The following is a 24,043-nucleotide window of genomic DNA, read 5'->3' as shown; positions in this document are numbered from 1 at the left end:
GCCTGTGCCCGCGTGCGAAGGAAAAGACATGAAGATCCTGATCGTGGATGCCCACCCGCCGTCGGCGCAGTACCTGTGCCAGGGCCTGTGCCAGGACGGATTCAACGTCGATGTCGTGCATGACGGTCTGCAGGGCCGCAACCTCGCACTGAGCCGCGCCTACAGCCTGCTCGTGCTGGATCTGGACCTGCCTGGCCAGAGCGGGCGTGCGGTCCTGCAGACCCTGCTCCAGGCGGGCGACACGCCCACCATCGTGGTCACCGCAAACGACAGTCTGGAGGACCAGGTGTTCTGCCTGCAGAACGGCGCCGATGACTACCTGGTCAAACCCGTCAGGTTGCCGGTGTTCCTGGCCCGTGCACGGCTGCGGATGCGAGGCTCTGCCGGCCAGGAGGGCCTGCGCCTGACATTGGCGGATCTGGTGCTGGACCTGTCGAAAAAGCGGGTCGAGCGTGCCGGCCGGCGACTGGACCTCACTCGCCAGGAATTCGCCGTGCTGTGGCTGCTGCTGCAGCGCCAGGGCGATGTGGTCACGCGCGCCGAACTGGTGCAGCAGGTCTGGAGCCTGCCCGTCGATGCGCTGAACAACGTGGTGGATGTGGCGGTGTGCAGGCTGCGCAGCAAGCTCGATGATCCCTATGCGGTCAAGCTGCTGCACACGGTGCGCGGCATGGGCTACCTGCTGGCGTTGCGCGACGGGGATCCCGCCAAGTAGCCCTCATCTGCACTGCTTTGCTCTGGAGCGCCCGCTGCCACAACGCCGGCGTTCAGCCCAGCCACTGCCGGATGCGCCCCGCCAGCGCCTGGGCACTGATGCCGTAGCGCTCATGCAGCGTGGGCAGGGCGCCCGCGTCGAGGAAGGCGTCCGGCAGGCCCGCCAGCCGAAAGCGCGCGGGCCGCACATCGCGCTCCAGCAGGGCGCCGGCCACGGCCTCGCCCAGGCCGCCCACCACCGAATGGTTCTCCGCCACCACCACCAGCCGCGGCCCGCTGGCCACGGCCTGCACGATGGCCTGCACATCCAGCGGCTTGATGGTGGCGCAATGCAGCACGGCGGTGCCCACGTTGTCGGCGGCCAGCAGCTGGGCGGCCTCCAGCGCGCGCATGGTCATGAAGCCGCTGGAGATGATGAGCACCTCGCGGCCCTCGCGCAGCATCTTCGCCTTGCCCAGCTCGAAACGGTAGTCGTACTCGTCCAGCACCAGCGGCACGTTGCCGCGCAGCAGCCGCATGTAGACGGGGCCGCGGTGCGCCGCGATCTGGGGCACGGCCTGGGTGATGTCCAGCGCATCGCAGGGGTCGACGATGGTCAGCCCCGGCACGGCCCGCATCATGGCCAGATCGTCCGTGGCCTGATGGCTGGGGCCGTAGCCCGTGGTCAGGCCGGGCAGGGCGCAGCAGATCTTGACGTCCAGGTTGTCCTCGGCAATCACCTGGTGGATGAAGTCATAGGCCCGCCGTGTGCCGAAGACGGCATAGGTGGTGGCAAAGGGCGTCAGCCCCTCCTTGGCCATGCCGCCGGCGGCGGCCATGAGCAACTGCTCGGCCATGCCCATCTGGAAGAAGCGCTCGGGGTGGGCCTGGGCGAACAGGTGCAGGTCGGTGTACTTGGCCAGGTCGGCTGTCATGCCCACCACATCGGGCCGGCTGGCGGCCAGCTCCACCAGGGCCTTGCCGAAGGGCGCGGCCTGCACGCGCTGGCCCTCGGCGGCGATGGAGGCGATCATGGCCGAGGTGGTCGGCCGGGGCTTGGGGGTGGCAAGAGGCATGTTCATGGCAGGGCGGGCTCCAGGGGTTGCGATGCGTCCAGGATGGCGATGGCCTGCTGCCACTCGGGCGGATCGACGCGGATGAAATGGTTCTTCTCGCGCTGCTCCAGGAAGGGCACGCCCTTGCCCATCAGCGTGTCGAACAGGATGACGCGGGGCCGCTCTGCGGCCAGCGTGCGCGCCGCGTCGAAGGCCTGGACGACCTGGGCCAGGTCGTTGCCGTCCACGCGCTGCACATGCCAGCCGAAGGCGGCCCATTTGTCGGCCAGCGGCTCGAAGCCCAGCATGCGCGTGGACGGGCCGTCGGCCTGCTGGTTGTTCACGTCCACCAGGCAGATCAGCCGGCCCAGCCCGTGGTGGGCGGCGGACAGCGCGGCCTCCCAGGTCGAGCCCTCGTCCAGCTCGCCGTCGGACATGGAGTTGTAGACAAAGGCATCGCTGCCCTTGTGGCGCAGCGCCAGCGCCATGCCCACGGCGATCGGCAGGCCCTGGCCCAGCGAGCCGCCCGAAATCTCCATGCCCGGCGTATAGCTGGCCATGCCCGACATGGGCAGGCGGCTGTCATCGCTGCCATAGGTCTGGAGTTCCTCGTCGGACAGGATGCCCGCCTCGGCCAGGGCCGCGTAGAAGGCGATGGCGTAGTGGCCGTGCGAGAGCAGGAAGCGGTCGCGGCCCTCCCACCCGGGCTCATCGGGCCGCAGCCGCAGCGCGTCGCCATAGGCCACGGCCAGCACATCGGCCCAGCCCAGGGCCTGGCCTATGTAGCCCTGGCCCTGCACCTCGCCCATTTGCAGGGCGCGGCGGCGTATGCGCCAGGCACAGGCCGCGAGTCGGTCCAGGCGCTGTTGCAGTTCTTGGTTCATGCATCGTCTCCTCGGGATGGAAGGGCGCGCGGCTCAGCGCAGGATGCTGGCCGGCACATAGGACACCAGCGCCAGCACCGCCAGCGCCACCAGGTAGAAGGGAATCAGCTCGCGCACGGTCTGGCCCACCTTGACCCGGGCCAGCGAGCTCGTGATGAACAGCGTCGTGCCCACGGGCGGCGTGTACAGCCCCAGGGCCAGGTTCACGACCATCATGATTCCCAGCTGGGTCATGTCCATGCCGATGCTCTGGGCCAGCGGCACGAACACCGGCGTGAGCAGCAGCACGGCGGCCGGCAGGTCGATGAACATGCCGATGAAGAGCATCAGCAGGTTCATCAGCACGATCACCAGCCAGGCCGAATGCACATGCGACTGCACCCACTGCACGATGCCGTCGGGCATGCGGTCGAAGGTCAGCAGCCAGCCGATGGCCGACGAGGCCATGATCACCAGCAGCACCACGCCGGTGGCCAGGCCCGCATGCACCACCGCATCGTTGAGCCGGCGCCAGCCCAGGTCGCGGTAGATGGCGGCCGACACCAGGCCCGCATACAGCGTGGACAGCACGGCCACCTCGGTGGGCGTGGCGATGCCGAAGCGCAGGAACACGATGATCAGCACCGGCAGCAGCAGGGCCGGGCTGGCGTACAGCAGGTGGCGCCGGAAGGCGGGCCAGGCAAAGGGCGTGGTGTCGCGCGGAAAGCCGCGCCTGCGGCCCACCCACCAGCACACGCCCATGAAGCCCGCGCACATCAGCAGCCCCGGCACGATGCCCGCCACGAACAGCGCCGCAATCGATGCATTGGCGCTGAGCGCGAACAGGATCATGGGGATCGACGGCGGGATCAGGATGTCGATGGTGGCCGCCGCCGCCAGCGTGGCCGCCGAGAACGCGGGCGGATAGCCCAGCCGCCTGTGCCACGGGATCATCAGCGAGCCGATGGCCGAGGCATCGGCCACGGCCGAGCCTGACACCCCGCCGAACAGCGTGGACGACATCACCCCCACCTGGGCCGGCCCACCGTGAAAGCGCCCTATCAGCGCCGACAGCACGCCCACCAGGGCCTCGCCCAGGCGCCCGCCCATCATCAGCGAGCCGGTGAGCATGAAGAACGGGATGGCGATCAGCGGAAAGCTCTGCACCTGGGCCACCATCTGCTGCACCAGCAGGTCCAGCGGCACGCGGTCCGAGGTGGCCGCCGCCGCCATGGCGCCCATGAGCAGCGCGTGGGCAATGGGCATGGCGATCACGGCGCCCGCCATGAAGACGAAAAGCATGATGAAGGACATGGACCTGCCCCCTTCACCAGTGCACGGCGGCCACGGGCCGCGCGGGTTCGGCATCGGCACTTGCGGCATCGGCCGCATCTGCAGCCCCTGCGGATGCCCGGCCCCCGCCCGCCACGCAGGCGCGCCAGGCCGACTGAAGGGCCAGCAAGGCCAGCAGCGCCATGCCCACCATCACGCAGCCATAGGTCAGCGAGCCGGGAATGCCCAGGATCTGGCTGCGCTCGTCATGCACGATCTCCAGCATGTTCAGCGTGGAGCAGGCCAGCGTGGCGTACAGGGCGGCCACGGCCAGCCAGCCCAGCACGGCCGTGGCGCGCTGCACGCGGGCCGGCAGCGCCTCGACCAGAAAGCTCGTGGTGATGTGGGCACCATGGGCGGCGGCCAGCACCACGCCCGACATCACCAGCCAGGGAAACAGCAGCTCGGGCACCTCGTTGGCCCATTGCAGGCTGGCGCCGCTGGCATAGCGCAGGGCGGTGTTGCACACCAGGATCACGAAGATCACCAGGGTGCTGGCCCACAGCACGGCGCGGCACAGGCCCGTGACCAAGCGTTCGATGAGATTCATGGACGGCTCCCTGCGCTTCACTGCGCGCCTGCGGCCTTGACGACCTTGGCGATATAGGGGCCCGCAGGGCTGGCCAGCCACTTGTCCTGCACCTTGGCCGTGGCCTGGGCGAAGGCCCGCGCGTCGATGGTGCTCACCTCCACGCCCTTGGCGCGGATGTCGTCCAGCAGCTTGTCGTCGGCCTCGCGCGCCAGCTGGCGCTGGTAGGCCGTGGCCTCCTGCGCGGCCTCGGCCAGCAGCGTGCGGTCGGCGGCCGGCAGCCGGTCCCAGCTGCGCTTGCCCATGATCAGCGGCGTCATCTGGAACATGTGGCCCGTCAGCGTCAGGTGCTTTTGCACCTCGTACAGCTTGCTGGCGTGGAAGTTGGCCAGCGGGTTCTCCTGGCCATCGACCACGCCCTGCTGCAGGGCCACGTACAGCTCGGCGAACTTGATCTGCTGGGCCTCGGCGCCCAGGGCCTGGATGATGTCCACCAGCACCGCGTCGGGCGGCGTGCGCATCTTCAGGCCCTTGAGATCGTCCACGCTGCGCAGGGGCCGCTTGCTGTTGGTCATGTGGCGTATGCCGTTGTCCCAGTAGCCCAGCACCACCATGCCCTTGGCGGCCGATTTGTCGGCCAGCTCCCGGCCCAGCGGCCCGTCCAGCACCTGGAAGGCACGGGCCGGCGTGGCGAAGAGAAACGGCATGCCATAGGCCGCGTACTCGGGCACGGCCGCTGCCACCGCGCCCTGGGAATTGGCCGACAGGTCCAGTGCGCCCGTGCGCAGGGCCGTCACCATGGCCGCGTCGTCGCCCAGCTGGGCCGAGGGCGCGACCTGCACCTCGATGCGGCCCGCGCTGCGCGCCTTCACCAGTTCGGCGAATTTCAGCGAGGCCAGGTGGCGCGGATTGTCGGGCGCCGCGCCGTGGCCCAGCGTGAGCTTCACGGCCTGGGCGCCGGCCAGGGCCGGCAGCAGCAGGGCGCAGGCTGCCAAGGCCCTTGCGGCCAGGGCAGCGCGTTGGAAATGCTTGTTCTGCATGGTCTTGTCTCCTTTGCTTTTTGGGGGGCCATGCGCGCCATGGCCAGGCCGGTGGGGTGCGGGTGATGCAGTCAGTGGATGAGCATCCCGCCGTTCACATCGAGCGTGATGCCCGTGCAATAGCCGGCCAGGTCGCTGGCCAGGAACACGCAGGCGCCGGCCACATCGTCGGCGCGGCCCAGGCGTGCCAGCGGAATCGTGGCGGAGATCTCGCGCTTGCGTTCGGGGCCGAGCTTGCCCTGGGTGATATCGGTCTCGATCAGGCCTGGCGTGACGCAGTTGATGCGTATGCCATCGCCGCCGAACTCGCGCGCCATGGCGCGGGCCAGGCCCAGCACGCCGGCCTTGGCGGCCGAGTAGTGCGGACCGCCGAAGATGCCGCCGCCGCGCTGGGCCGAGACGGAAGAAATGCAGACGATGGCGCCCGCTTGCTGCCTGCGCATGGCCGGCAGCACGGCCTGGGACATGTACAGCGTGCCGCGCAGGCTCACGTCGAGCACGCGGTCGTAGTCGGCCCCGCCGATCTCCAGCGTGCCCACGGCCTGCGTGATGCCCGCGTTGTTGACCAGCGCGTCGATGCGGCCAAAGGCGCGCAGCACGGCGGCGGCGGCCGCCTCGCACGAGGGCTTGTCCGTCACGTCGGCCACCAGCCCCAGGTGCCCGTCGCCCAGCCGCGCGGCCGCGCCGGCCGGATCGGCCCGCTCCAGGTCGAGGATGGCCACGCGGGCCCCCTGGGCGGCCATCTGGCGCGCCGTGGCAAAACCGAGTCCGTTGATCCCTGCGCCGCCGGTGATGATGGCGACCCTGTCCTTGAGCAGCATGTGCCTGTCTCCGCTGTGGTTGTGGTGGATGCAGCCATCTTGGGCTGTCGCGAGCATGAAGACAAACGATGTTTCATCAGCCTAAGATGACGGTTCTTCAGCTCAAGTACGGGGTCTCCCGGGGTCTCCCGGGGTCTTCCGGTGTCCGCCCGTGAGCTGCCCGCGTCCTCGAGGAACTTGCCATGGCGTCCATTCCCAGCAGTGCCCACCTGCAGGCCTTCGAGGCCGTGGCGCGCCGGCGCAGCTTCGCGCTGGCGGCCTCCGAGCTGCACCTGACGGCCTCGGCCGTCAGCCACCAGGTGGCCAAGCTGGAGGCGCAGCTGGGCGTGCGCCTGTTCGAGCGCAGCGCGCATGGCGTGCGCCTGAGCCGCCCGGGGCAGGCCTACCTGGAGCGGGTGGGCGGCGCGCTGGCGGCCATCGTCTCGGCCACCGAGGACCTGCGCCACAGCATGAGCAACAGCCTCTACGTGCACTGCGCGCCCAGCATCGCCAGCCTCTGGCTCATGCCCCGGCTGCGGGACTTCGCACGGGCCTGCCCGCACATTGCGCTGAACCTGTCGGCTGCGCATTCGCACAGCGACTTTGCGCTGGGCCAGGCCGATATCGACATCCGCTACGGCATTGCGCAGTGGCCGGAGCTGGAGGTGGAGCCCCTGTTCGAGGAGCACATCCTTCCGCTGGCCAGCCCCGCCTTCGTGGCCGAGCATGGGCTGCAGCGCGTGCAGCAGTTGCTGCATGTGCCGCTGATCCAGAGCAACGTCAGCATCGTCCAGTGGTCGGACTGGTTCCAGTCGTTCTCGCAGCTGCGCGCGCCAGAGCGCTTTGCCGTGCGTTTCGACCGCGCCCAGATGTCGCTGGACGCGGCCACGCAGGGCCTGGGTGTGGCGCTGGAAAGCGCCATGAATGCGGGCGGCCACATTGCCGACGGCCGGCTGGTGGCCCCCTTCGGCGTGGACCGGGCCCTGCGCGTCAAGGCCCACTTTGCCGTCTACCCCGCGCGCAACGCCAGGCGGCCCGCCGTGGCGGCCTTCCTGGCCTGGCTGCATGCCGAGGCTGCCCGCACCGAGCAGCAGCCCTGCCGCCAAAGCCCGGACTGAGTTGGCCGCCAGCCCCGAAAAATGGCAGAACGGATATTCCTGCATCCATTGCGAAAAACCTGCGATGCAATTTCTCTATGAATGAGCCAGTGTGGGGCAAATGGTTTTATTGCCCCTGTTTTCGGTGAATGACGACGTGATTGCCAGCAGGGATTGGCAATAATTCGGGACAGCCATACACACAGGGAGTGCCACGCTGAAATGGCCAAATCAGCAAGACGCCGATTTATCGGACTGATCACGGTGAGCTACGGATTGTTCGCATTCGGCTGGATCCTTCTGTCCGACAAGCTGTTGTTCGCATTGGCAGGGAGTGCGGATATCGGCTGGCTTTCCGTCGTCAAAGGGCTGTTCTTTGTGCTGGCCACGGACTTCCTGCTGTTCTTCGCGCTGTGCTCGGTGCCGGCCGCGCACAGCGGCGGCGCCTCCGCCATCACCCAGGAAATGGGGCCGCGCCGTTTTCCGGTCTGGGCCTCCTATCTGTTTGCCCTGGCCATGAGCCTGGCCGTGCTGGCCGCCAGCAGCACGCTGGCCAGCCATTTCGGTGAACGCTCGCTGCTGCTGCTGTTCATGCTGCCCGTGCTGGTCAGTGCGCTGATCGGCGGCCTGGGGCCGGGCCTGCTGGCCACGGCCTTTGCCGCCTACAGCCTGGACCAGACCGACGGCGTCGCTGTGCGCGACTGGGCGCAGTGGGGCGTGGTGGCCGTCAACGGCCTGGCCGTGAGCGTGCTGGCTGAGACGCTGCAGCGTTCGCTGCGCAAGGCCAACATGCAGCGGCAACTGCTCGACTCGGTGATCTCGGGCACCTCGGACGCGGTGTTCGTGAAGGACCTGCGCGGGCGCTACCTGCTGGTCAACCGGGCCGCCGCCAGCCTGGTGGGCCGCCAGGCCGAGGACATCGTGGGCAAGGATGACTTCGCGCTCTTTCCTTTCGGCATCGCCAGCGCCATCCGCAGGAAGGACCAGGCTGTGCTGCGCCAGGAGGTGGCCACGCATGAGGAGCAGCTGACGGTGGAGCCGGGCAGGACGCTGGACCTCCTTGTCACCAAGGGCCCGGTGCGCAACACCGCAGGCCACATCGCGGGCCTGTTCGGCATCTCCCGGGACATTACCGAGCGCAAGCGCTTCGAGCGCGAACTGGCCCAGGCCGCCGTGGTGTTCGACAGCAGCCACCAGGGCATCATGGTGGTCGATCCGGGGCGGCGCATCACGCGCGTCAATCCGGCCTTCACCCGCATCACCGGCTATGCGCCCGAGGACGTGATCGGCAAGACGCCGCGCGTGCTGTCCTCGGGCCTGCACGGGCCGGAGTTCTACCGGCAGATCTGGGCCTGCATCGAGCGCGACGGCTTCTGGCACGGCGAGATCTGGAACCGCCGCAAGACGGGCGAGATCTTCGCCGAGATGCTGTCCATCTCCGCCGCGCAGGGCGCCGGTGGCGAGATCGAGCACTACATCGGCGTCTTCACCGACATCAGCCACATCAAGGCGCACGAGGCCGAGCTCGAGCGCGTCACCCACTATGACCTGCTCACCGGCCTGCCCAACCGCCGCCTGCTGATCGACCGGCTCAACCAGGCCATGCTGCGCACGGCGCGCGAGGGTCGCTCCCTGGCCGTGTGCTTCCTGGACCTGGACGGCTTCAAGGAAATCAACGACCTGCACGGCGCGGCCGCAGGCGATGCGCTGCTGGTGGGCGTGGCCGCCCACCTCAAGAGCGTGCTGCGCTCCGAGGACACGCTGGCCCGGCTCGGCGGCGACGAGTTCGTGCTGCTGCTGTCGCACATCGGCTCGGCCGAGCACTGCTCCACCATCCTCGACCGGGTGCTGGAGGCTGCCAGCCGCCCCGTGCCCGTGCAGGACCGGGTGCTGTCCGTGACCGCCAGCGTGGGCGTCAGCCTCTACCCCGACGACCAGGCCGACCCCGACCTGCTGCTGCGCCATGCCGACCAGGCCATGTGCGTGGCCAAGCAGGCCGGGCGCAACCGCTACCAGCTGTTCGATCCGGAAAACGACCGCAAGGCCCATGCGCGCCGCCTGCAACTGGGCTGGCTGCGCCAGGCGCTGGAGAAGGGCGAATTCCTGCTGCACTACCAGCCCAAGGTGGAGCTGGGCGGCGGCAAGCTGGTGGGCGCCGAGGCCCTGCTGCGCTGGCACGATCCGCGCCAGGGCCTGCGCGCGCCGGGCGAGTTCCTGCCCTTCATCGCGGGCAGCGACCTGGAGCGGCCGCTGGGCGACTGGGTCATCGGCGAGGCCGTGGCCCAGGCGGCGCGCTGGTTCGGCCAGGGCCTGGACCTGTGCGTGAGCATCAACGTCAGCGCCAACCAGCTGCTGGACGGCGGCTTCCACGCCAAGATGGCCCAGGTGCTGGCCCGCCACCCGGACCTGCCGCCGCACCTGATCGAGCTGGAAATCCTGGAAAGCGCCGCCATTGCCGACATGGAGCAGGCCATCCAGGTGATGGGCCAGTGCCGGCAGCTGGGCATACGCTTTGCGCTGGACGACTTCGGCACCGGCTACTCCTCGCTCACCTACCTGCGCAAGCTGCCCGTGCAGTCGCTCAAGATCGACCAGAGCTTCGTGCGCGACATGCTGGCCGACCCGGACGACCTGGGCATCGTCGAAGGCGTCATCCAGCTGGCCAGCACCTTCCAGCTCGAATCGGTGGCCGAAGGCGTGGAAACGCCCAAGCATGCGCGCCGCCTGCGCGACATGGGCTGCCACGTGGCCCAGGGCTACGGCATCGCCCGGCCCATGCCCGCCGACCAGCTGCCCGCCTGGGCCGCGCGCTGGCAGGCCGGGGACAATTGGCTGGCGCATGGGCGGCATATGCCGTCCGAGGCCTGAGCTTCGCGTCCCGGCGCCAGTGCCGGTGCTGGTGCCGGCTATGTCAACTCGGCTGGACGGGTTTCCATGGCATTGCGGGTGGGCAAGGTGATGCAGAACAGGGCCCCTCCCGCGGGGCCGTTGCTGGCGACGACGGTGCCGTCCATGGTGTCGATGATCTTGCGGCAGATGGCCAGGCCCAGGCCCGTGCCGCCCGAGCCGTCCTTGGTCTTGCTGGACTGCACGAAGGGCTGGAAGATCTTGTCCAGTTCCTGCGGCGGAATGCCCGGTCCCTGGTCGGAGACGGCAATGCAGATATCGCCTTGTCCGTCGATGCGGCCCTGCACATCGATGCGCCCGCCGATGGGCGAGAACTTGATGGCATTGGCCAGCACATTGCGCACCACCTGCTGAAAGCGCACGGGGTCGGCCTTGGCGATCAGCGGCGTGTCGTCGAGCTCCAGCCGCAGGTCGATGAGCTTGTGCTGCTGCTGCGGCTCCAGCTCGCGCACCACGGGCCGTATCAGGCTTCTGAGGTCGGTGCGTTCCAGGTGGATGGTTCCCACGGCGCTTTCCAGCTTGGCCACGTCCAGCAGGTCGTTGACCAGGGCCAGCATGCGCTGGCCGGCTGCATGGATGTCGTTGAACATGTCTGCCATCGCGGCATTGCCGTGAGAGCGCAGGCCGCCCAGCTCGGCAAAGCCCATGATGGACTGCAGCGGGGTGCGCAGCTCGTGGCTCATGTTGGCCACGAATTCCGATTTCACGCGGAAGGCCTCTTCGGCCGCGTCGCGGGCTTCGTGGATGGCATGCTCGGCCGCGCGGAATTCGCTCACGTCCACAAAAATGCTGAGCACGCCGGTGATCCGGCCCTGGGCATCCTTGACTGCCGCCTTGGAGATCTGCACGTCGCGGTAGCTGCCGTCCACATGGGGCAGCCGGGCCTCCAGCACCATGGGCTGGCCTGAACGCATCACATCCTCATTGCCGTGCATCTGCAGCAGGTCATGGTCGCCAGAGTGCAGGCCCTCGACCTCATGGCCAAGCACGGCGTAGCGGCACCTGCCAAAGAAGTCTTCCCAGGCCTTGTTCACCAGGGCCACGCGCTGGCCCGCGTTCGTGACCAGCATGGGCAGGGGCGTGGTCTCGAACAGCAGGTGCTGGAAGGCCAGCTGGGTCTGCAGTTCCTGCTGGGCCTTCCAGCGGGCGGTCACGTCCACGGCGCTGCCGGCAAAGCCCACCAGCCGGCCCTCGCGCAGCAGGGGAACCACGGCGATGTCGCAGAGTATTTCCCTTTCGTCGGGAAGTCGAAAGCGCGCCTGGCAGTTGCGCAGGGCCAGCTTGGCCTGGGGGTCGAGCAGTGCCTGGATCTGGGGCCTGCAGGCTTCATGCACGATGCCCTCCAGCGGCTGCCCTACCGCCTCGGCGCTGGGCTGCCCGGTCCACTGCTCCCAGCGGGCGTTCACGAAGGTCAGCCTGCCATGGCTGTCGGTGCGGAAGATCAGCTCCTGCACGCTGCGCATGAGCACGGCCATCTCATGCTCGCTGCGGGCTATGCGCGCCTGGGCCTTTTCCATGGCCTGCTGTGCCGACTTCTGGACCCTGCGGGTCTTGAGCACCGACGCGCTCAGGCCGAGCACCAGGGCAAGAAGCGCAAGTCCGGCAACGAAGAAGGCGAAGGCATCGTCACGCCAGCGCGCGATCACCGCCGCGTAGGGCTCCTCCACCACCAGCAGCAGGGGCCAGTTGCGGACCGTGCGAAAGGACACGATCTCATGGGGGCCGAGCAGGCCGGCGCCAATGTAGGAGCCGAATTCGCTGCCTGGCAGCCATTTCTGGAAGATGGGGGTCTTGCGCGCAGAGGCCGTTTGTACGCCCCCGCCTGCGTTCGTGCTGGCCAGCGGTTGGCCGTCGTAGCTCAGCAGCACCGCCTCGTAGCTGAGGGTTTCCAGCGTGGCCTGGTAGAAGTTGGCCACGGCATCGGGATTGATCAGGCCCACCAGCACGGCGGGTGCGCCGCTGTCGTTTTCGAAGGCCAGGATCTGGGGCAGGTAGTGGACGCCCCGCGGTATTGCATGCGGGGCCAATGTCAGGGAAGAGAGGCTGCGGCCGCTGACAAGGCGTCCCAGTTGCACCTTGCCCAGGACCGGAGCCGATGCATTGGCCGGCAGCAACTGCTGCACCTCGATCTGCAGGCCGGCTTCGCCCGCCTGCGTGCTCGCCAGGATGTGGCCCTGGCCATCGAGCAGCGCCATGCTGCGCAGAACCGGCAGTTGGGCGACCACTTGCGCCATGGCCGCCTCGCGCGCGGCGCGCGGGCTGTCGGCGGACAGGATGACCGGATTGTGGGCCAGGCTCGCCAGGGCGACATCGCCGGTCTCGAAGGTCTTGCCGGTCTGGTCTTCCAGTACACGGCTGAGCAGTGCGGCCTGGGATCTGCTTTGCTCGGCCTTGGTGTGCAGTTGGCCCCAGATGAAGAGCACAAGCCCCGCCAGCACGCACAGCGCAAAGCTCAGGATCCAGGCTTTGATGTGGGCGCTGCGCCTGGCCCCCAGGAAGCGATGCATGGCGGCTCTGTGCGGCATGGTGATGGGCTCCTGCGCAAGGAGGGTCAGGGGGCAACGATCGCGGTCAGGCCGTTGTTGCGCGCCGCCCGGGCCAGCCGGCCGTCGCGCCGGATGTCGGAGACGAACTGGTCCAGGCGAGCGAGCCACTGGGTGTCGGCCGGACTGGTCGCGTAGCCGTATGGAATTACATGAAACGGCTTGGGCGGCGCGATCAGCCGGGCCCAGTCGGAGCTGTCGAGCAGCCTGCGGCTATAGGGGTAGTCGGTCATGAACACGTCCACGCGCCCCGCCATGAGTTCTTTTTCCCGGCTCTGGGGTGGCTCGGTGGGCACGAGGCGCGCATGCCTGAGCGTCTCGCGCATCACGGGCTCCATGAAGGTGCCGCGCTGCACGGCGACCTGCACGCCAGGCTGGTCGATGTCCGCCCAGGATTGCACGGTCTGATTGCTCTTGGTGGTCACACCGTAGATGTCGCTGCTCAGATACGGCTGCGTGAAGCGCAGCTGCTTTTGGCGCTGGGCAAAGATGCCCACGGCGAACATGGCGACATCGCAGCGCGACTCCAGCAGGTCAGGTATCAGCCTGGGAAAGGAGGAGTCCACATACTGCACCCGCACGCCCAGGTCCTTGGCCAGCTCCACCGAGAGCTCCGCATCGATGCCCGTCAGCCTGCCTGTGCGCGCGTCACGGAACGTGATGCCGTAGTAGTCTGGCCATATGCACACACGCAGGGCGCCCGTGGATGCAATCCGCTCCAGCACCTCGCCAGCTGCGGCAGAGCCGGACCATGGCACCAGACACAGCAGCAATCCGGCAGCGGCTGCCAGACGGGCCAGCACGCGCCGCTGAGGCGGTGCGCCGAAACAGGTCGATGAGGGGCGCATTGCGGGCTTTCAGGGTGTGTCGATCAGTTCGGTGAAGGACGGAGCCTGCCGGGTCAGCGCCAGGCGCAGCGCATCGAGCTCTTCGATGTTGTCCATGAAAGCGTCGACGATTCCGGGATCCAGGGCCTTGCCCCGTTCCGCCGCGATCATCTCCAGGGCCTGCTCCCGCCCGAACGCCGGCCGGTACACCCGGTCCATGGTGAGCGCGTCGAAGATATCGACGATGGACGTGATACGAGCCGACAGCGGGATCTCTTCGCCTGCCAATCCCTGCGGATAGCCCTTGCCGTCGAAGCGTTCGTGGTGGCTTGCGGCGATCTCGGCGGCCATCTGGAACACGGGGATGCGTGACTGGCCCAGCAGGCGTGCGCCGATCTCGGCATGCCGGTTCATGACGAGGCGCTCCTCGGGACCCAGCGGACCCTCCTTCTTGAGGATGGTGTCCGGGATGCCGACCTTGCCTATGTCATGCATCGGGGCCGCCTTGCGCAGCAGGCTGGCGAATTCGATGCGGCAGCCCAGGCGCAGGGCCAGGGCCTCCGACAGGTAGCCGATGCGGACGATGTGCGAGCCGGTATCGTCATCCTTGAGCTCTGCGGCCATGGCCAGGCGCAGCAGGGTCTCGTGGTGGGCACGTGTCACTTCCTTGAGAAGGTCGTTGCGCTCGCGGTACATGCGGCCGAAGTCCTGGATGAGCAGCTCCATCTGCTCCACGGCCGCAGGATCGAAACGTCGCGATGGCTCCCTCGGGGTGCCGGTCTGGTACTGGGCCATCAGGCGATCCTCTGCAGGCTTTCGATCGTCTCCAGCAGCTTCAATGTGCTGAAGGGCTTGACCAGGTATTCGTCGGCTCCGGCGAGGATGCCCGCCTTGCGGTCTTCGGCGCCGCCCCGGGCCGTCAGCAGGATGACCAGCGTATGCAGCAGCTCGTAGGAGCTCTTGATGCGGCTGCAAACCTCCAGGCCATTGATGGTGCCCGGCATCATGATGTCGAGCAGGACGATGTCGGGCCTGAGCCTCTGGGCCATCGTCCAGGCCTCATCGCCGTCACAAGCCTCTACGACTTCGAAGTCACGGAGTTCCAGCGTCATGCGCAGCAGCTTGCGGATGTCTGCATGGTCTTCGACGATGAGTATTTTTTGCATGGGGAGATCTTTCATGCCGAAACGGAAATTTGATCCGACATGTGAATCATAAATATCAATTTCATCAAATTTTATTGAATTTTTCTATCAGATCCGTGCCTGGCAAGGTGCTCCGATGGGCGCGACCCATGCACGATCGCGACAAGTCGCAGGCAGTCAAAACGCGCTAGGGGGGGCAGAAGGCGCAACTGAGCCGCCAGCCGGGCAGGTGGCAGCCCTGGGGCAGGTTCGTCGCAGACCTGCCGCTGCGCCTGTGCGCAGGGCCCGTTCCTAGGCCTCGTCCTTCCACAGTGCATCGAGGTCTGTGAAGCCCCATTTCGCAGGGTCTTCCCGGCTGACGATCTTCTCCGTGCACCCAGGCCGGGCCAGGTCAACGGTCTCCGGTGCCATCCGCATGCCGCTGGCCGTGGAATAGAACACCTTGACCTGCGGACAGGTCAGGGACTGGCGGCCAGGGTCGATGACCACCCCCAGCCTGCCCGTGGTCAGCCGCACCAGGGAGCCCACCGGATAGATGCCTATGCTTTTGACGAAGGCCTGGAAAACGGTCTTGTCGAAGTGGCCGGCACTCCATTCGGCCATCTTGTGCACCGCCTCCGCAGGATCCCAGCCGCGCTTGTAGGGGCGGTCCGAGGTGATGGCGTCGTAGACATCGCAGACCGCGCCCATCTTCGCGAACAGGCTGATGTCCTCGCCGCGCAGCCTGTGGGGGTAGCCCGTGCCATCCACCTTCTCGTGGTGGTGGAGGCAGACGTCCAGCACGACCGGGTCATCGACGCCACCGGCCTTGAGCAGCTCCAGCCCTCGCGCCGGATGCTCACGGACCTCGGCAAACTCCCTGTCGGTCAGGCGCCCCGGCTTGTTCAGGATGGGGGCGGGGATCGCCATCTTTCCGATATCGTGCAGCAGGCCCGCATAGCCCGCCTCGCGCACCTGCTGCGGTGGCAGGTCGAGCTGGCGTGCCAGCACGATCATCAGGGCGCAGACCGCCACCGAGTGCATGTAGGTGTAGTCGTCGCTGTTCTTGAGCCTGACGATGCTGATCATGGCGCTGGGATTGCGGATGATCGAATCGGACACCTCGGCGACCACGTAGCGGGCCTCGTCCTGGTTGATCTCCCTGCCCATGCGCACCTCGCGGAACATGGCGGTGATCGCCTGCCTGGACTGGTGGCAGATGCGGGCGGCCCGCTTCACCTCCTCCTCGAAGGCAACGGGCCGCAGCTCGCACTCCAGCTCGGCCAGCTGCGAGATCTCGGACAGTTGGGCGTCGATCACGGTGTCCACCTGCTCGCGGGTGAAAGACGGCCCGCCTTGCGCAACATCCAGGCCCTTGGCGGTATCGATCCACACTTCCTGAATGGGGGACTGTAGGATCCTCGCCAGGTCGGCAGGGTCTTCCAGCTTGAAGCGGCTGCGCCAGAACGGGTGTTCCATCCAGCTGCCGCAGAGGCTTTCCAGAAACATGCCCAGCCGCAACTGGCGCACGCTGATGCGCTTGATCATGAACTCGGACCCCGCAACGGTTCACATGGATGCACCATCTTGCCGCCTTTTGCCTGCTTCGGTACGAATCCAGGTCAGAAGGCCGCCCATTCTTCATCCTTGACCTGGGGCTGCGCACGGGCGGGCGACAGGCGTGGCGGCCTGGAGGGCTGCGCTTGCCTGGGGGCCATGGCCTGGGCGGTCGCGGCGCGCGGCCCGCCAGGCTGGCTTGCGCCATGCCCGGGATGCATCTTGAAGGTGGAGACGATCTGCGCCAGGGCGGCGGCCTGCTGCTCCAGGCTGCCTGCAGCGGCCGAGCTTTGCTCGACCAGCGCCGCGTTTTGCTGCGTCATCTGGTCGAGCTGGCTCACCGCCTCGCCGACCTGACGGATGCCCACCGCCTGCTCGGCCGATGCGCTGGAGATCTCGCTGATCATGGTGTCCACGCTGCGCACCTGCTCCACGATGCGGCCCATCTGCTCGCCGGCCCGGGTCGCCACCTCGGTGCCCTGCTCGACCTTTTGCAGGTTGGCGCCGATCAGCTCCTTGATCTCCTTGGCCGCCGTGCCCGAGCGCTGGGCCAGCGCGCGCACCTCGCTGGCGACCACCGCGAAGCCCCGGCCCTGCTCGCCGGCCCGCGCGGCCTCCACGGCTGCGTTGAGCGCCAGGATGTTGGTCTGGAAGGCAATGGCGTCGATGACGTTCGTGATCTCGGCAATCTTGCGCGAGGCCTCCGAGATGTCCTGCATGGTATGCACCACCAGGGCCACGGACTTGCCCCCCTCGACAGCCGAGGCCGAGGCGGCCGAGGCCACCTTGTTGGCCTGCTGGGTCGTGTCTGCATTCGTGCGCACCGTGGCTGTGAGTTCCTCCATCGAGGCAGCCGTTTCCTCAAGGTTGCTGGCCTGCTGCTCGGTGCGCTGGCTCAGGTCCAGGCTGCCAGAGGCGATCTCGCTCGATCCCGTGGCAATGGAGTCGCTGCTCTGGCGTACACGGCCCATGATTTCACGCAGCTTGTCGTTCATGCTGCTCATGGCGGAGAGCAACTGGGCTGGCTCGTCCCTGCCCTGCACCACGATGTTGGCCGTGAGGTCGCCGTGCGCCACGGTGTCCACCACCGAGACCGCCATGCGCAGGGGCTCGGTGATCGAGCGCGTGATCGCCCAGGCCAGCACGGCGCCCAAGACCACGGCCAGGGCGGCCAGGCCGCCGAGCAGGTACAGCGCCAGGTGGTAGTCCTTCTCGGCCTGCTCGGTGGCCTTGCGTCCGCCTTCCTGGTTCAGCGCGATGTCCTGGCCGACGACGTCCATGAGTTGGGCGAATGCCTGAGCGGCCGCGCCCGTGGCCATTGCGCGCGCCTGGGCTGCCTGCTCGGGCCCTGCGCTGGACAGCTCCACCATCTTGCGGTCAGCGGCGCGGGCCGCGTTCCACAGCACCAGCATCCTGTCATACAGCTGCCGCTCCTCAGGCGAGGACACCAGCTTTTCATAGACGGCCAGCTCCGACTCCAGGGTTTTTTGGGCCTGCAGCAGCAGGTCCTCCTGGGCGCGCTTCCTTTGCGCGTCCTCCTCGATCACGTGGCGCAGCCCCGCGCGGCGTGCCGCGTTGGCCGTGGCCCGGATCGAGGCCAGCACATTGGTGGAAGGCAGCCAGTTGGTGCCCAGGTCGTTGGCATTGAACTGGACCCGGGCGATCTGCAGGGAGCCGATGGCCGCCACCGTGCTGAGCAGCAGCAGGAGCAGGGTGAAGGCAACGATGAGCCGTGTGCGGATGGACAGAAGGCGGAGGAACATGGTGGGGGGCTCCCGGGATGCGGTTGGTAATTTTGATCAATATGATTTATTTGATAATTTACCAAGCTTGCGCCCATCTTGAGTGATTGAATTTATCAATTCAGTTTTACTGGGCCATTGCTCCGGGATGCGCTGCGCCCGAGCCACCCCGCAGTCCTCTACCTCTCTGGATAAGCCGTCGCCACAGTGCAGCAGCGCTTGGTGACGCGCTCCGGCTGGCCCGCGCGGCGAGGCATCAGCCCCACCAAAAAATGTAACAACCAGTTGTGCTGCTCTTTGCTCTCTGTTAAATTTTTATCAAATTCATCAAATAAATTTGATTGGAGTGATAAAGATGCCGCATGCACTGAAGACCGACACCACCAAGCAATGGCTCTCCTTCCGCGTGGACGATGAGGAGTTCGGCATCGACCTGCTGCAAGTGCAGGAGATCCGGTCCTACGAGTCGCCCATGCGCATTGCCAACGGCCCCGCCTACTTCAACGGCGTGCTGGAACTGCGCGGAGAGGTCATTCCCGTCATCGATCTGCGGCTCAGGCTGGGCCTTGCGCCCAAGCCGTACGACGCCTGCACCGTGACCATCATGCTGCGCCTGCCCGGCGGAGTGACGGGCATGGTGGTGGAGGGGGTCACCGACGTGGTGACGCTCATGCCGCAGGACCTGCGCGCCGTGCCCGCCATGGGCGGGGGCCTCGTCAATGACTGCCTTCTCGCCCTGGGCGTGCTCAATGAGCGCTCGCTGCTGCTGATCGATGCCGACAAGCTCCTGGCGACGGCCACGGCAGCCCTGCCGGACTGCGCTTCGAGCTGAGCCATGTGCTCCGGCACGCCCCTTTTCCCCGCCCGTACACCGCAATTTGCCCATCCCACTGGAGACGCGTCATGAATCCTCGCTTCTGGACTGTCAAGACCAAACTTTCCGCGGCCTTCACTTGCCTGGCGCTTGTCACCATGGTGGTGTCCCTGCTGGCCCTTCAGGCGTTGAGCGAGGCAAATCAGAATCTTGTCCGCTTCGTCGAAGGCGTCAACGCCCGTGCACACCTGGCAGAGAGGGTTCGCACAGCCGTGGACCGCCGGGCGATCGCGGCGCGCAACCTGGTGCTGGTGACCTCGCCTGCAGACCTGGCGGCGGAGAAGGATGCCGTGACCTCCGCGCACACCGACGTCAACACCTCGCTGGCCGAACTCCAGGCCAAAATGGCTTCGAAGGATGTTGCGGCCGATGCACGTGATCTGGTTGCCAAAATTGCGGGCGTGGAGCAACGCTATGGACCGGTCGCTACCGACATCGTGTCCCTGGCTCTGCAAAACCAGAAGGAGGCAGCGATCCGCAAGATGAACGAAGAGTGCCGGCCCTTGTTGGCGCAGCTGATCGAGGCCACCCGCCAGTACAGTGAACTGACCCGCCTGCGTTCACAGCAGATGATCGAGGAGGCCGCGCAGGCCTACGCGCACCGCAGAAACATACTGATCGCCGCCAGCGTCATGGCCTTTGTCCTGGCTGTGCTGATGGGGCAACTGATAGCACGCGGCCTGACGCGCGCCCTGGGTGCGGAGCCGGCACAACTGGGCGACGTCGCGCAACAGATTGCCCAGGGCAATCTCAGCCCTGAATTGCTTCGCCACCAAGCCCCTGAAGGCAGCGTCCAGGCATCGCTCAATGCCATGCTCAAGAGTCTGGTCTCTGTCGTCCATGAAGTTCGCAACAATGCCGACGGGGTCGCCGGCGGCAGCACGGAAATCGCCAATGGCAATGCCGACTTGAGCCAGCGCACCGAACAGCAGGCCAGTGCCTTGCAGGAGACTGCAGCGTCGATGGAGCAGCTGTCGACCACCGTCAAGCAAAACGCGGACAACGCCAGGCAGGTCAATCAACTCGCCTTGGGAGCAAGCCAGGTGGCCACCAAGGGCGGCGGCTCCGTGCAGGAGGTCGTCAATGCGATGCAGGACATCAGCGAAAGCTCGCGCCAGATCGGCGAAATCGTGGGCGTGATCGACGGCATCGCGTTCCAGACCAACATCCTGGCGCTCAACGCCGCGGTCGAGGCGGCCCGCGCGGGCGAGCAGGGAAAAGGCTTTGCCGTGGTGGCCGGTGAGGTGCGCAACCTGGCGCAGCGCAGCGCGCAGGCCGCCCGGGAAATCAAGCAGCTCATCGCCACCAGTGCCACACGCGTCAAACAGGGTACCGAGCTGGCTGACCAAGCCGGAGCCACCATGGCGGAAGTGCTGCATTCCATCCAGCGCGTGACCGATCTCATGGGTGAGATCAGCAGTGCCAGTGATGAGCAAAGCGCGGGGGTAGCGCAGGTCGGCAAGGCCGTCAGCCAGATGGACCAGGTAACGCAGCAAAATGCGGCGCTGGTGGAGGAAAGTGCGGCGGCAGCGGCCAGCCTCAGAACGCAGGCACAGCAGCTGGTGCAGGCCGTGTCGATCTTCCAGCTGGGAGGCCATGCGGCGCAGCTTTCCCCGACCCCGCCGCTCCCGCAACCGACGGTGCGGGCGCGCAAGCCCGCACCCGCGACAGCGGCACTCCCCGCACGCCAGGCTGCCCGCGCCGTACAGCCTGTGCAGCCCGTGCAGCCCGTGCACAAGCAAGCGCAGGAGCAGGACGACTGGGTGTCGTTCTGATCAACCTCCCCCTTGCGTGCCGCCCTGGCACTCGTCAGACCGCATCGCGGCACACCGGGATACGGGGCCACGGCCATGCAGGGGCTGCCAGGGGACGCAAGGCCCTAGTCCCAGGGCCCGCGCAAGTTCTGATATTTTCAACGCTGTTCCTGCGCAGGCAGCCCCCGGCTTTCGACACCCCCATTTCATGATTTCAAACTTCATTCCGTTGAACCCACAGCAACTGGACGCCGCCATCGTCGATCTCGACGGCACCATGGTCAACACCCTGGGCGACTTCGCCGAAGCCCTCAACCGCATGCTGGCGGACCTGCAACTGCCGGCCATCGCCCCGCAGGCCATCGAGAACATGGTGGGCAAGGGCTCGGAGCACCTGATCCGCTCGGTGCTGGCCCATGTGGGCGCGGCCGATGTGGATGCCATCTACGGCCAGGCCTGGCAGCGCTACGAGCACCACTACCTGCAGCTCAACGGCCAGTTCGCCGAGGTCTATCCGGGCGTGCTCGAAGGCCTGCAGGCCCTGCGCGCACGCGGCCTGCGGCTGGCCTGCCTGACCAACAAGCCGCTGTCCTTCGCGCAGCCGCTGCTGGCACAAAAAGGCCTGGCGCCGCTGTTCGAGCAGGTCTTCGGCGGCGATTCCTTCGAGCGCAAGAAGCCCGACCCGCTGCCCCTGCTCAAGACCTGCGAGGCCCTGGGCACCTCCCCCGCGCGCACGCTGATGCTGGGTGACTCCAGCAACGACGCCCAGGCCGCGCGCGCCGCGGGCTGCCCCGTGGTGCTGGTCAGCTACGGCTACAACCACGGCCAGCCCGTGCGCCAGGTCGATGCCGACGGCTTTGTCGATGCGCTGACCGAACTGGCCTGATTTGCACAGTTCCAGTTTTTTGGAAAAAGAATGGGATTTGGCGATGGTTAACGCACTTTGACGGTGCGATTTATGTTTTTGCTAGAGTCGTCTGCTTTGCCATCCTGGCCGCGATCCGGCCACAGACAAGGAGGAAGCACGCCACATGCACGGACTGCACCTGACCGCCGATCTCTACCAATGCCAGGGCGACGCGCGCCACATGCTCGACGCCGATGCCATCGCCGCCCTGTGCCGCGCACAGACCGCGCAGGCCGGCCTGACCCTGGTGGAGGACCGCTGGGTCAAGTTCCCGGACTACCAGGGCCAGCCCGGCGGCGTCACGGGCACCGTGCTGCTGGCCGAATCGCACCTGGCCATACACACCTGGCCCGAGACCGGCTGCGTCACCGTCGATGTCTATGTCTGCAACTTCTCCGCCGACAACTCGGGCAAGGCCCGCGCGCTGATGGAGGGCGTGATCGCCGCCTACGCGCCGGGCCGCGTCGTGCGCCAGCAGCTCATGCGCGGCGACATCGGCCCCGGCGTCCAGGCCACGGCGGCGGCGGCCGATGAGGGCGATTGGGCGCTGGAGGCGCTCACGCCCCATGCGCGCTTTGGCTGGCGCGCCACGCGGCGCGAAACCGTGCAGACGCCCCATCAGGAACTGGAGCTGCTGCACACGCCGCAGTTCGGCAAGGTGCTGCGACTGGATGGGCGCTTCATGACCTCCGAACGCGAGGAATTCTTCTACCACGAGGCCCTGGTCCATCCCGCTGCCCTGGCCCACCCGGCGCCGCGCAAGGCGCTGATCCTGGGCGGTGGTGATGGCGGCGCGGCCGAGGAGCTGCTCAAGCACCCGTCCATGGAGCAGGTGGTGGTGGCCGAGCTGGACGAGGCCGTGGTCCAGGCCGCACGCACGCACCTGCAGCAGGTGCACCGGGGCGTGTTCGATGACCCGCGCCTGCAGCTGCGCATAGGCGACGGCATGGCCATGGTGGAGCACACCGAGGAGCGTTTCGACCTCGCGCTCATGGACCTCACCGACCCCGACACGCCTGCCAGCGCGCTGTACTCCGACCAGGCCCTGGCGCGCATGAAGCGCGTGCTGGCGCCGGGCGGCGCCCTGGTGCTGCACCTGGGCAGCCCCGTCTTCCATGGCGAGCAGGTGGCGCGGCTGGTGGCCAGCCTGCGCGAGCGCTTTGCCATCGTGCGCTGCTACGGCCTCTACATCCCCCTGTACGGCGCCTACTGGGGCCTGGCCGTGGCCTCCGACACGCTGGATGCGGCGGCGCTGCCCCTCGCCCAGCTGCGCCAGCGCCTGGCCGAGCGCCGCCTGCCCGACCTGCGCTACTACAACGCCGAAGTGCACCCCGCACTGTTCGCGCTGCCCAACTATTACCGCGACCTGGTGCAGCCCGCGCCCCTGGCGGCGCTGCCCCCGCGCGCGGTCCGCGTCGCCTGAGCCCAGCCCGTTCCGGCAACGGGCCGCGCCCGGCCCGCCCTGGCCGGGCTGCGGTGGCAACTGCGCGCCCGGCAGGGCAAATTTGACACAGTGCTGCAATCTGGTGGCAAGTCTGCTGTAATGAAAAACGGCGGGAAGGCCCGTGCGCCCGCCATTTTTCCGGCTTCCTGGTAAGTATTTCCGGGATATTGCGTGCTTGCAAAAACCATATCAACAGATAAAGCGCCAGACGCCCTGTATCAAAATGACTGCTTCCCTTTCAAAAACAAGAATATCCGCGTCCAAATACCATGATGATTCCTTGCTGCGGCTTTGGAATTGGGCTTTGTTGGCGGGACTGGTATTGAGTTTCCCCCTGAGCTTTGTCTTGCCGCAGAGCCTGAGCTGGGAAAATGGATTCCTGGAGAATATCCAGGCCGTGACCCTGCTGCTGGGCATGGTGGCGGCCCTGGTTGCGGCGCGGCGGCAAAAGGGCTCCTTTGCAGCGCCACTGTGGTGGATCGCCTCCCTGTTCTGGCTGGCCTTTCTGGGGCGTGAACTGGCCTGGGGCGCGGCTTTCCTGCCCAGCCTGGAGGCTGGCAAGTGGGGGCCGGTGATCAGCTCCCAGGTGCTGTGGTACCGGCCCGCCGTCAAATGGGTGGTGGGTGCCATGCTGCTGCTGTGCTGCTATTGGTTTGTGCGCCACGGTGTCTGGAACAAGGTCATCAAGCGCCTGGTGCGCGAGAAGGCGCTGCCGATATTCAGCCTGGCGATATTTGTCGCGGCCATGGTGATATCCACCAATGCGGAAGGTCATGGCTTCATTGTCCTGCAGCAATGGTTTGATTATCAGGTGATCGTGCTGGAGGAGCTGGTGGAGACCTTTGGCTATATGGCACTGTGGCTGGCACAGTGGGCGCTGGTCAGGTATGTTTCTGGCTGGCAGGAAGATATTTGAGCCAATATTGATCAAACCGGCCGCCTGCATATTCCCGGT

General features: G+C 67.0%; 20 protein-coding genes and 1 pseudogene. 9 read left to right on the top strand and 12 right to left on the bottom strand.

All coding sequences use genetic code 11. The features are described 5' to 3' along the window. The first annotated feature begins 28 nt into the window (after nucleotides 1-28). A complete protein-coding gene (locus AC57B5_RS18440; RefSeq protein ID WP_016453956.1) occupies nucleotides 29-715 on the top strand; it encodes a winged helix-turn-helix domain-containing protein in 687 nt (228 codons plus the stop codon). A gap of 52 nt (nucleotides 716-767) precedes the next feature. On the opposite strand, the gene AC57B5_RS18435 is transcribed toward AC57B5_RS18440, so the two are convergent. The 6 genes from AC57B5_RS18435 to AC57B5_RS18410 all read right to left on the bottom strand — a co-directional run bounded on the left by AC57B5_RS18435 (nucleotide 768) and on the right by AC57B5_RS18410 (nucleotide 6,333). Continuing rightward, on the bottom strand, nucleotides 768-1,775 hold the full coding sequence (locus tag AC57B5_RS18435) for a transketolase family protein (RefSeq protein ID WP_496400078.1): 1,008 nt from the start codon (nucleotides 1,773-1,775) through the stop codon (nucleotides 768-770). Continuing rightward, the gene (locus AC57B5_RS18430) at nucleotides 1,772-2,632 is read right to left on the bottom strand and encodes a transketolase (RefSeq protein WP_096914581.1); all 861 of its coding nucleotides are present in this window, start codon (nucleotides 2,630-2,632) and stop codon (nucleotides 1,772-1,774) included. Before AC57B5_RS18430 ends, AC57B5_RS18435 begins: the two co-directional genes overlap by 4 nt. A gap of 33 nt (nucleotides 2,633-2,665) precedes the next feature. Then, the gene (locus tag AC57B5_RS18425) at nucleotides 2,666-3,925 is read right to left on the bottom strand and encodes a TRAP transporter large permease (RefSeq protein WP_017406354.1); all 1,260 of its coding nucleotides are present in this window, start codon (nucleotides 3,923-3,925) and stop codon (nucleotides 2,666-2,668) included. Between the two features lie 13 nt (nucleotides 3,926-3,938). Further along, nucleotides 3,939-4,493: a TRAP transporter small permease gene (locus AC57B5_RS18420; RefSeq protein WP_496400077.1), complete on the bottom strand. Its 555-nt coding sequence runs from the start codon at nucleotides 4,491-4,493 to the stop codon at nucleotides 3,939-3,941. Between the two features lie 17 nt (nucleotides 4,494-4,510). Beyond that, nucleotides 4,511-5,512 carry a TRAP transporter substrate-binding protein gene (locus tag AC57B5_RS18415; protein ID WP_315533659.1) on the bottom strand — a complete coding sequence of 334 codons (1,002 nt, stop codon included), beginning with the start codon at nucleotides 5,510-5,512 and terminating at the stop codon, nucleotides 4,511-4,513. A 71-nt stretch (nucleotides 5,513-5,583) separates the two neighbouring features. Then, the gene (locus tag AC57B5_RS18410; RefSeq protein ID WP_013804706.1) at nucleotides 5,584-6,333 is read right to left on the bottom strand and encodes an SDR family NAD(P)-dependent oxidoreductase; all 750 of its coding nucleotides are present in this window, start codon (nucleotides 6,331-6,333) and stop codon (nucleotides 5,584-5,586) included. A 182-nt stretch (nucleotides 6,334-6,515) separates the two neighbouring features. On the opposite strand from AC57B5_RS18410, the gene AC57B5_RS18405 reads away from it, so the two are divergent. Both AC57B5_RS18405 and AC57B5_RS18400 read left to right on the top strand, forming a co-directional pair. After that, a complete protein-coding gene (locus AC57B5_RS18405) occupies nucleotides 6,516-7,430 on the top strand; it encodes a LysR substrate-binding domain-containing protein (RefSeq protein ID WP_034389598.1) in 915 nt (304 codons plus the stop codon). Nucleotides 7,431-7,673: 243 nt separating this feature from the next. After that, a complete protein-coding gene (locus AC57B5_RS18400; protein WP_065347172.1) occupies nucleotides 7,674-10,277 on the top strand; it encodes a putative bifunctional diguanylate cyclase/phosphodiesterase in 2,604 nt (867 codons plus the stop codon). Between the two features lie 38 nt (nucleotides 10,278-10,315). On the opposite strand, the gene AC57B5_RS18395 is transcribed toward AC57B5_RS18400, so the two are convergent. From AC57B5_RS18395 to AC57B5_RS18370, 6 genes are all read right to left on the bottom strand, one after another. After that, nucleotides 10,316-12,841: a sensor histidine kinase gene (locus AC57B5_RS18395; protein WP_496400076.1), complete on the bottom strand. Its 2,526-nt coding sequence runs from the start codon at nucleotides 12,839-12,841 to the stop codon at nucleotides 10,316-10,318. Between the two features lie 26 nt (nucleotides 12,842-12,867). After that, nucleotides 12,868-13,707: a substrate-binding periplasmic protein gene (locus AC57B5_RS18390; RefSeq protein WP_496400075.1), complete on the bottom strand. Its 840-nt coding sequence runs from the start codon at nucleotides 13,705-13,707 to the stop codon at nucleotides 12,868-12,870. Between the two features lie 9 nt (nucleotides 13,708-13,716). Further along, nucleotides 13,717-14,481 carry an HD-GYP domain-containing protein gene (locus tag AC57B5_RS18385; RefSeq protein ID WP_096914588.1) on the bottom strand — a complete coding sequence of 255 codons (765 nt, stop codon included), beginning with the start codon at nucleotides 14,479-14,481 and terminating at the stop codon, nucleotides 13,717-13,719. Continuing rightward, nucleotides 14,481-14,852 (bottom strand): response regulator transcription factor, encoded by a 372-nt coding sequence (locus AC57B5_RS18380; protein WP_043796517.1) that lies wholly within the window; start codon nucleotides 14,850-14,852, stop codon nucleotides 14,481-14,483. Before AC57B5_RS18380 ends, AC57B5_RS18385 begins: the two co-directional genes overlap by 1 nt. A 270-nt stretch (nucleotides 14,853-15,122) precedes the next feature. Continuing rightward, nucleotides 15,123-16,358: an HD-GYP domain-containing protein gene (locus AC57B5_RS18375; RefSeq protein WP_099734962.1), complete on the bottom strand. Its 1,236-nt coding sequence runs from the start codon at nucleotides 16,356-16,358 to the stop codon at nucleotides 15,123-15,125. Nucleotides 16,359-16,432: 74 nt separating this feature from the next. Continuing rightward, on the bottom strand, nucleotides 16,433-18,130 hold the full coding sequence (locus AC57B5_RS18370) for a methyl-accepting chemotaxis protein (protein ID WP_496400074.1): 1,698 nt from the start codon (nucleotides 18,128-18,130) through the stop codon (nucleotides 16,433-16,435). Nucleotides 18,131-18,464: 334 nt separating this feature from the next. Between AC57B5_RS18370 and AC57B5_RS18365 the strand changes: the two genes are divergently transcribed. The 6 genes and pseudogenes from AC57B5_RS18365 to AC57B5_RS18340 all read left to right on the top strand — a co-directional run bounded on the left by AC57B5_RS18365 (nucleotide 18,465) and on the right by AC57B5_RS18340 (nucleotide 24,004). Then, nucleotides 18,465-18,941: a chemotaxis protein CheW gene (locus tag AC57B5_RS18365; RefSeq protein ID WP_065347166.1), complete on the top strand. Its 477-nt coding sequence runs from the start codon at nucleotides 18,465-18,467 to the stop codon at nucleotides 18,939-18,941. Between the two features lie 71 nt (nucleotides 18,942-19,012). Beyond that, nucleotides 19,013-20,758, top strand: coding sequence for a methyl-accepting chemotaxis protein (locus tag AC57B5_RS18360; protein WP_496400073.1), 1,746 nt, complete (start codon nucleotides 19,013-19,015; stop codon nucleotides 20,756-20,758). A gap of 187 nt (nucleotides 20,759-20,945) precedes the next feature. Further along, nucleotides 20,946-21,623, top strand: coding sequence for a phosphoglycolate phosphatase (locus AC57B5_RS18355; RefSeq protein ID WP_043820118.1), 678 nt, complete (start codon nucleotides 20,946-20,948; stop codon nucleotides 21,621-21,623). A gap of 145 nt (nucleotides 21,624-21,768) precedes the next feature. Next, nucleotides 21,769-22,119, top strand: a pseudogene (gene speD / locus AC57B5_RS18350) (adenosylmethionine decarboxylase); the annotation flags it as partial. Between the two features lie 6 nt (nucleotides 22,120-22,125). Continuing rightward, complete coding sequence (gene speE / locus AC57B5_RS18345; protein ID WP_496400122.1) at nucleotides 22,126-23,067, top strand: polyamine aminopropyltransferase; 942 nt, start codon at nucleotides 22,126-22,128, stop codon at nucleotides 23,065-23,067. Between the two features lie 244 nt (nucleotides 23,068-23,311). Beyond that, nucleotides 23,312-24,004 (top strand): hypothetical protein, encoded by a 693-nt coding sequence (locus AC57B5_RS18340; protein WP_180318367.1) that lies wholly within the window; start codon nucleotides 23,312-23,314, stop codon nucleotides 24,002-24,004. Nucleotides 24,005-24,043 lie beyond the last annotated feature (39 nt).

This window comes from Delftia sp. BGA-UO-ETr-SB1 (assembly GCF_059567865.1).
The sequence above is the reverse complement of the archived record's forward strand: the minus strand, read 5'-3'. Positions and strand labels throughout refer to the sequence as shown.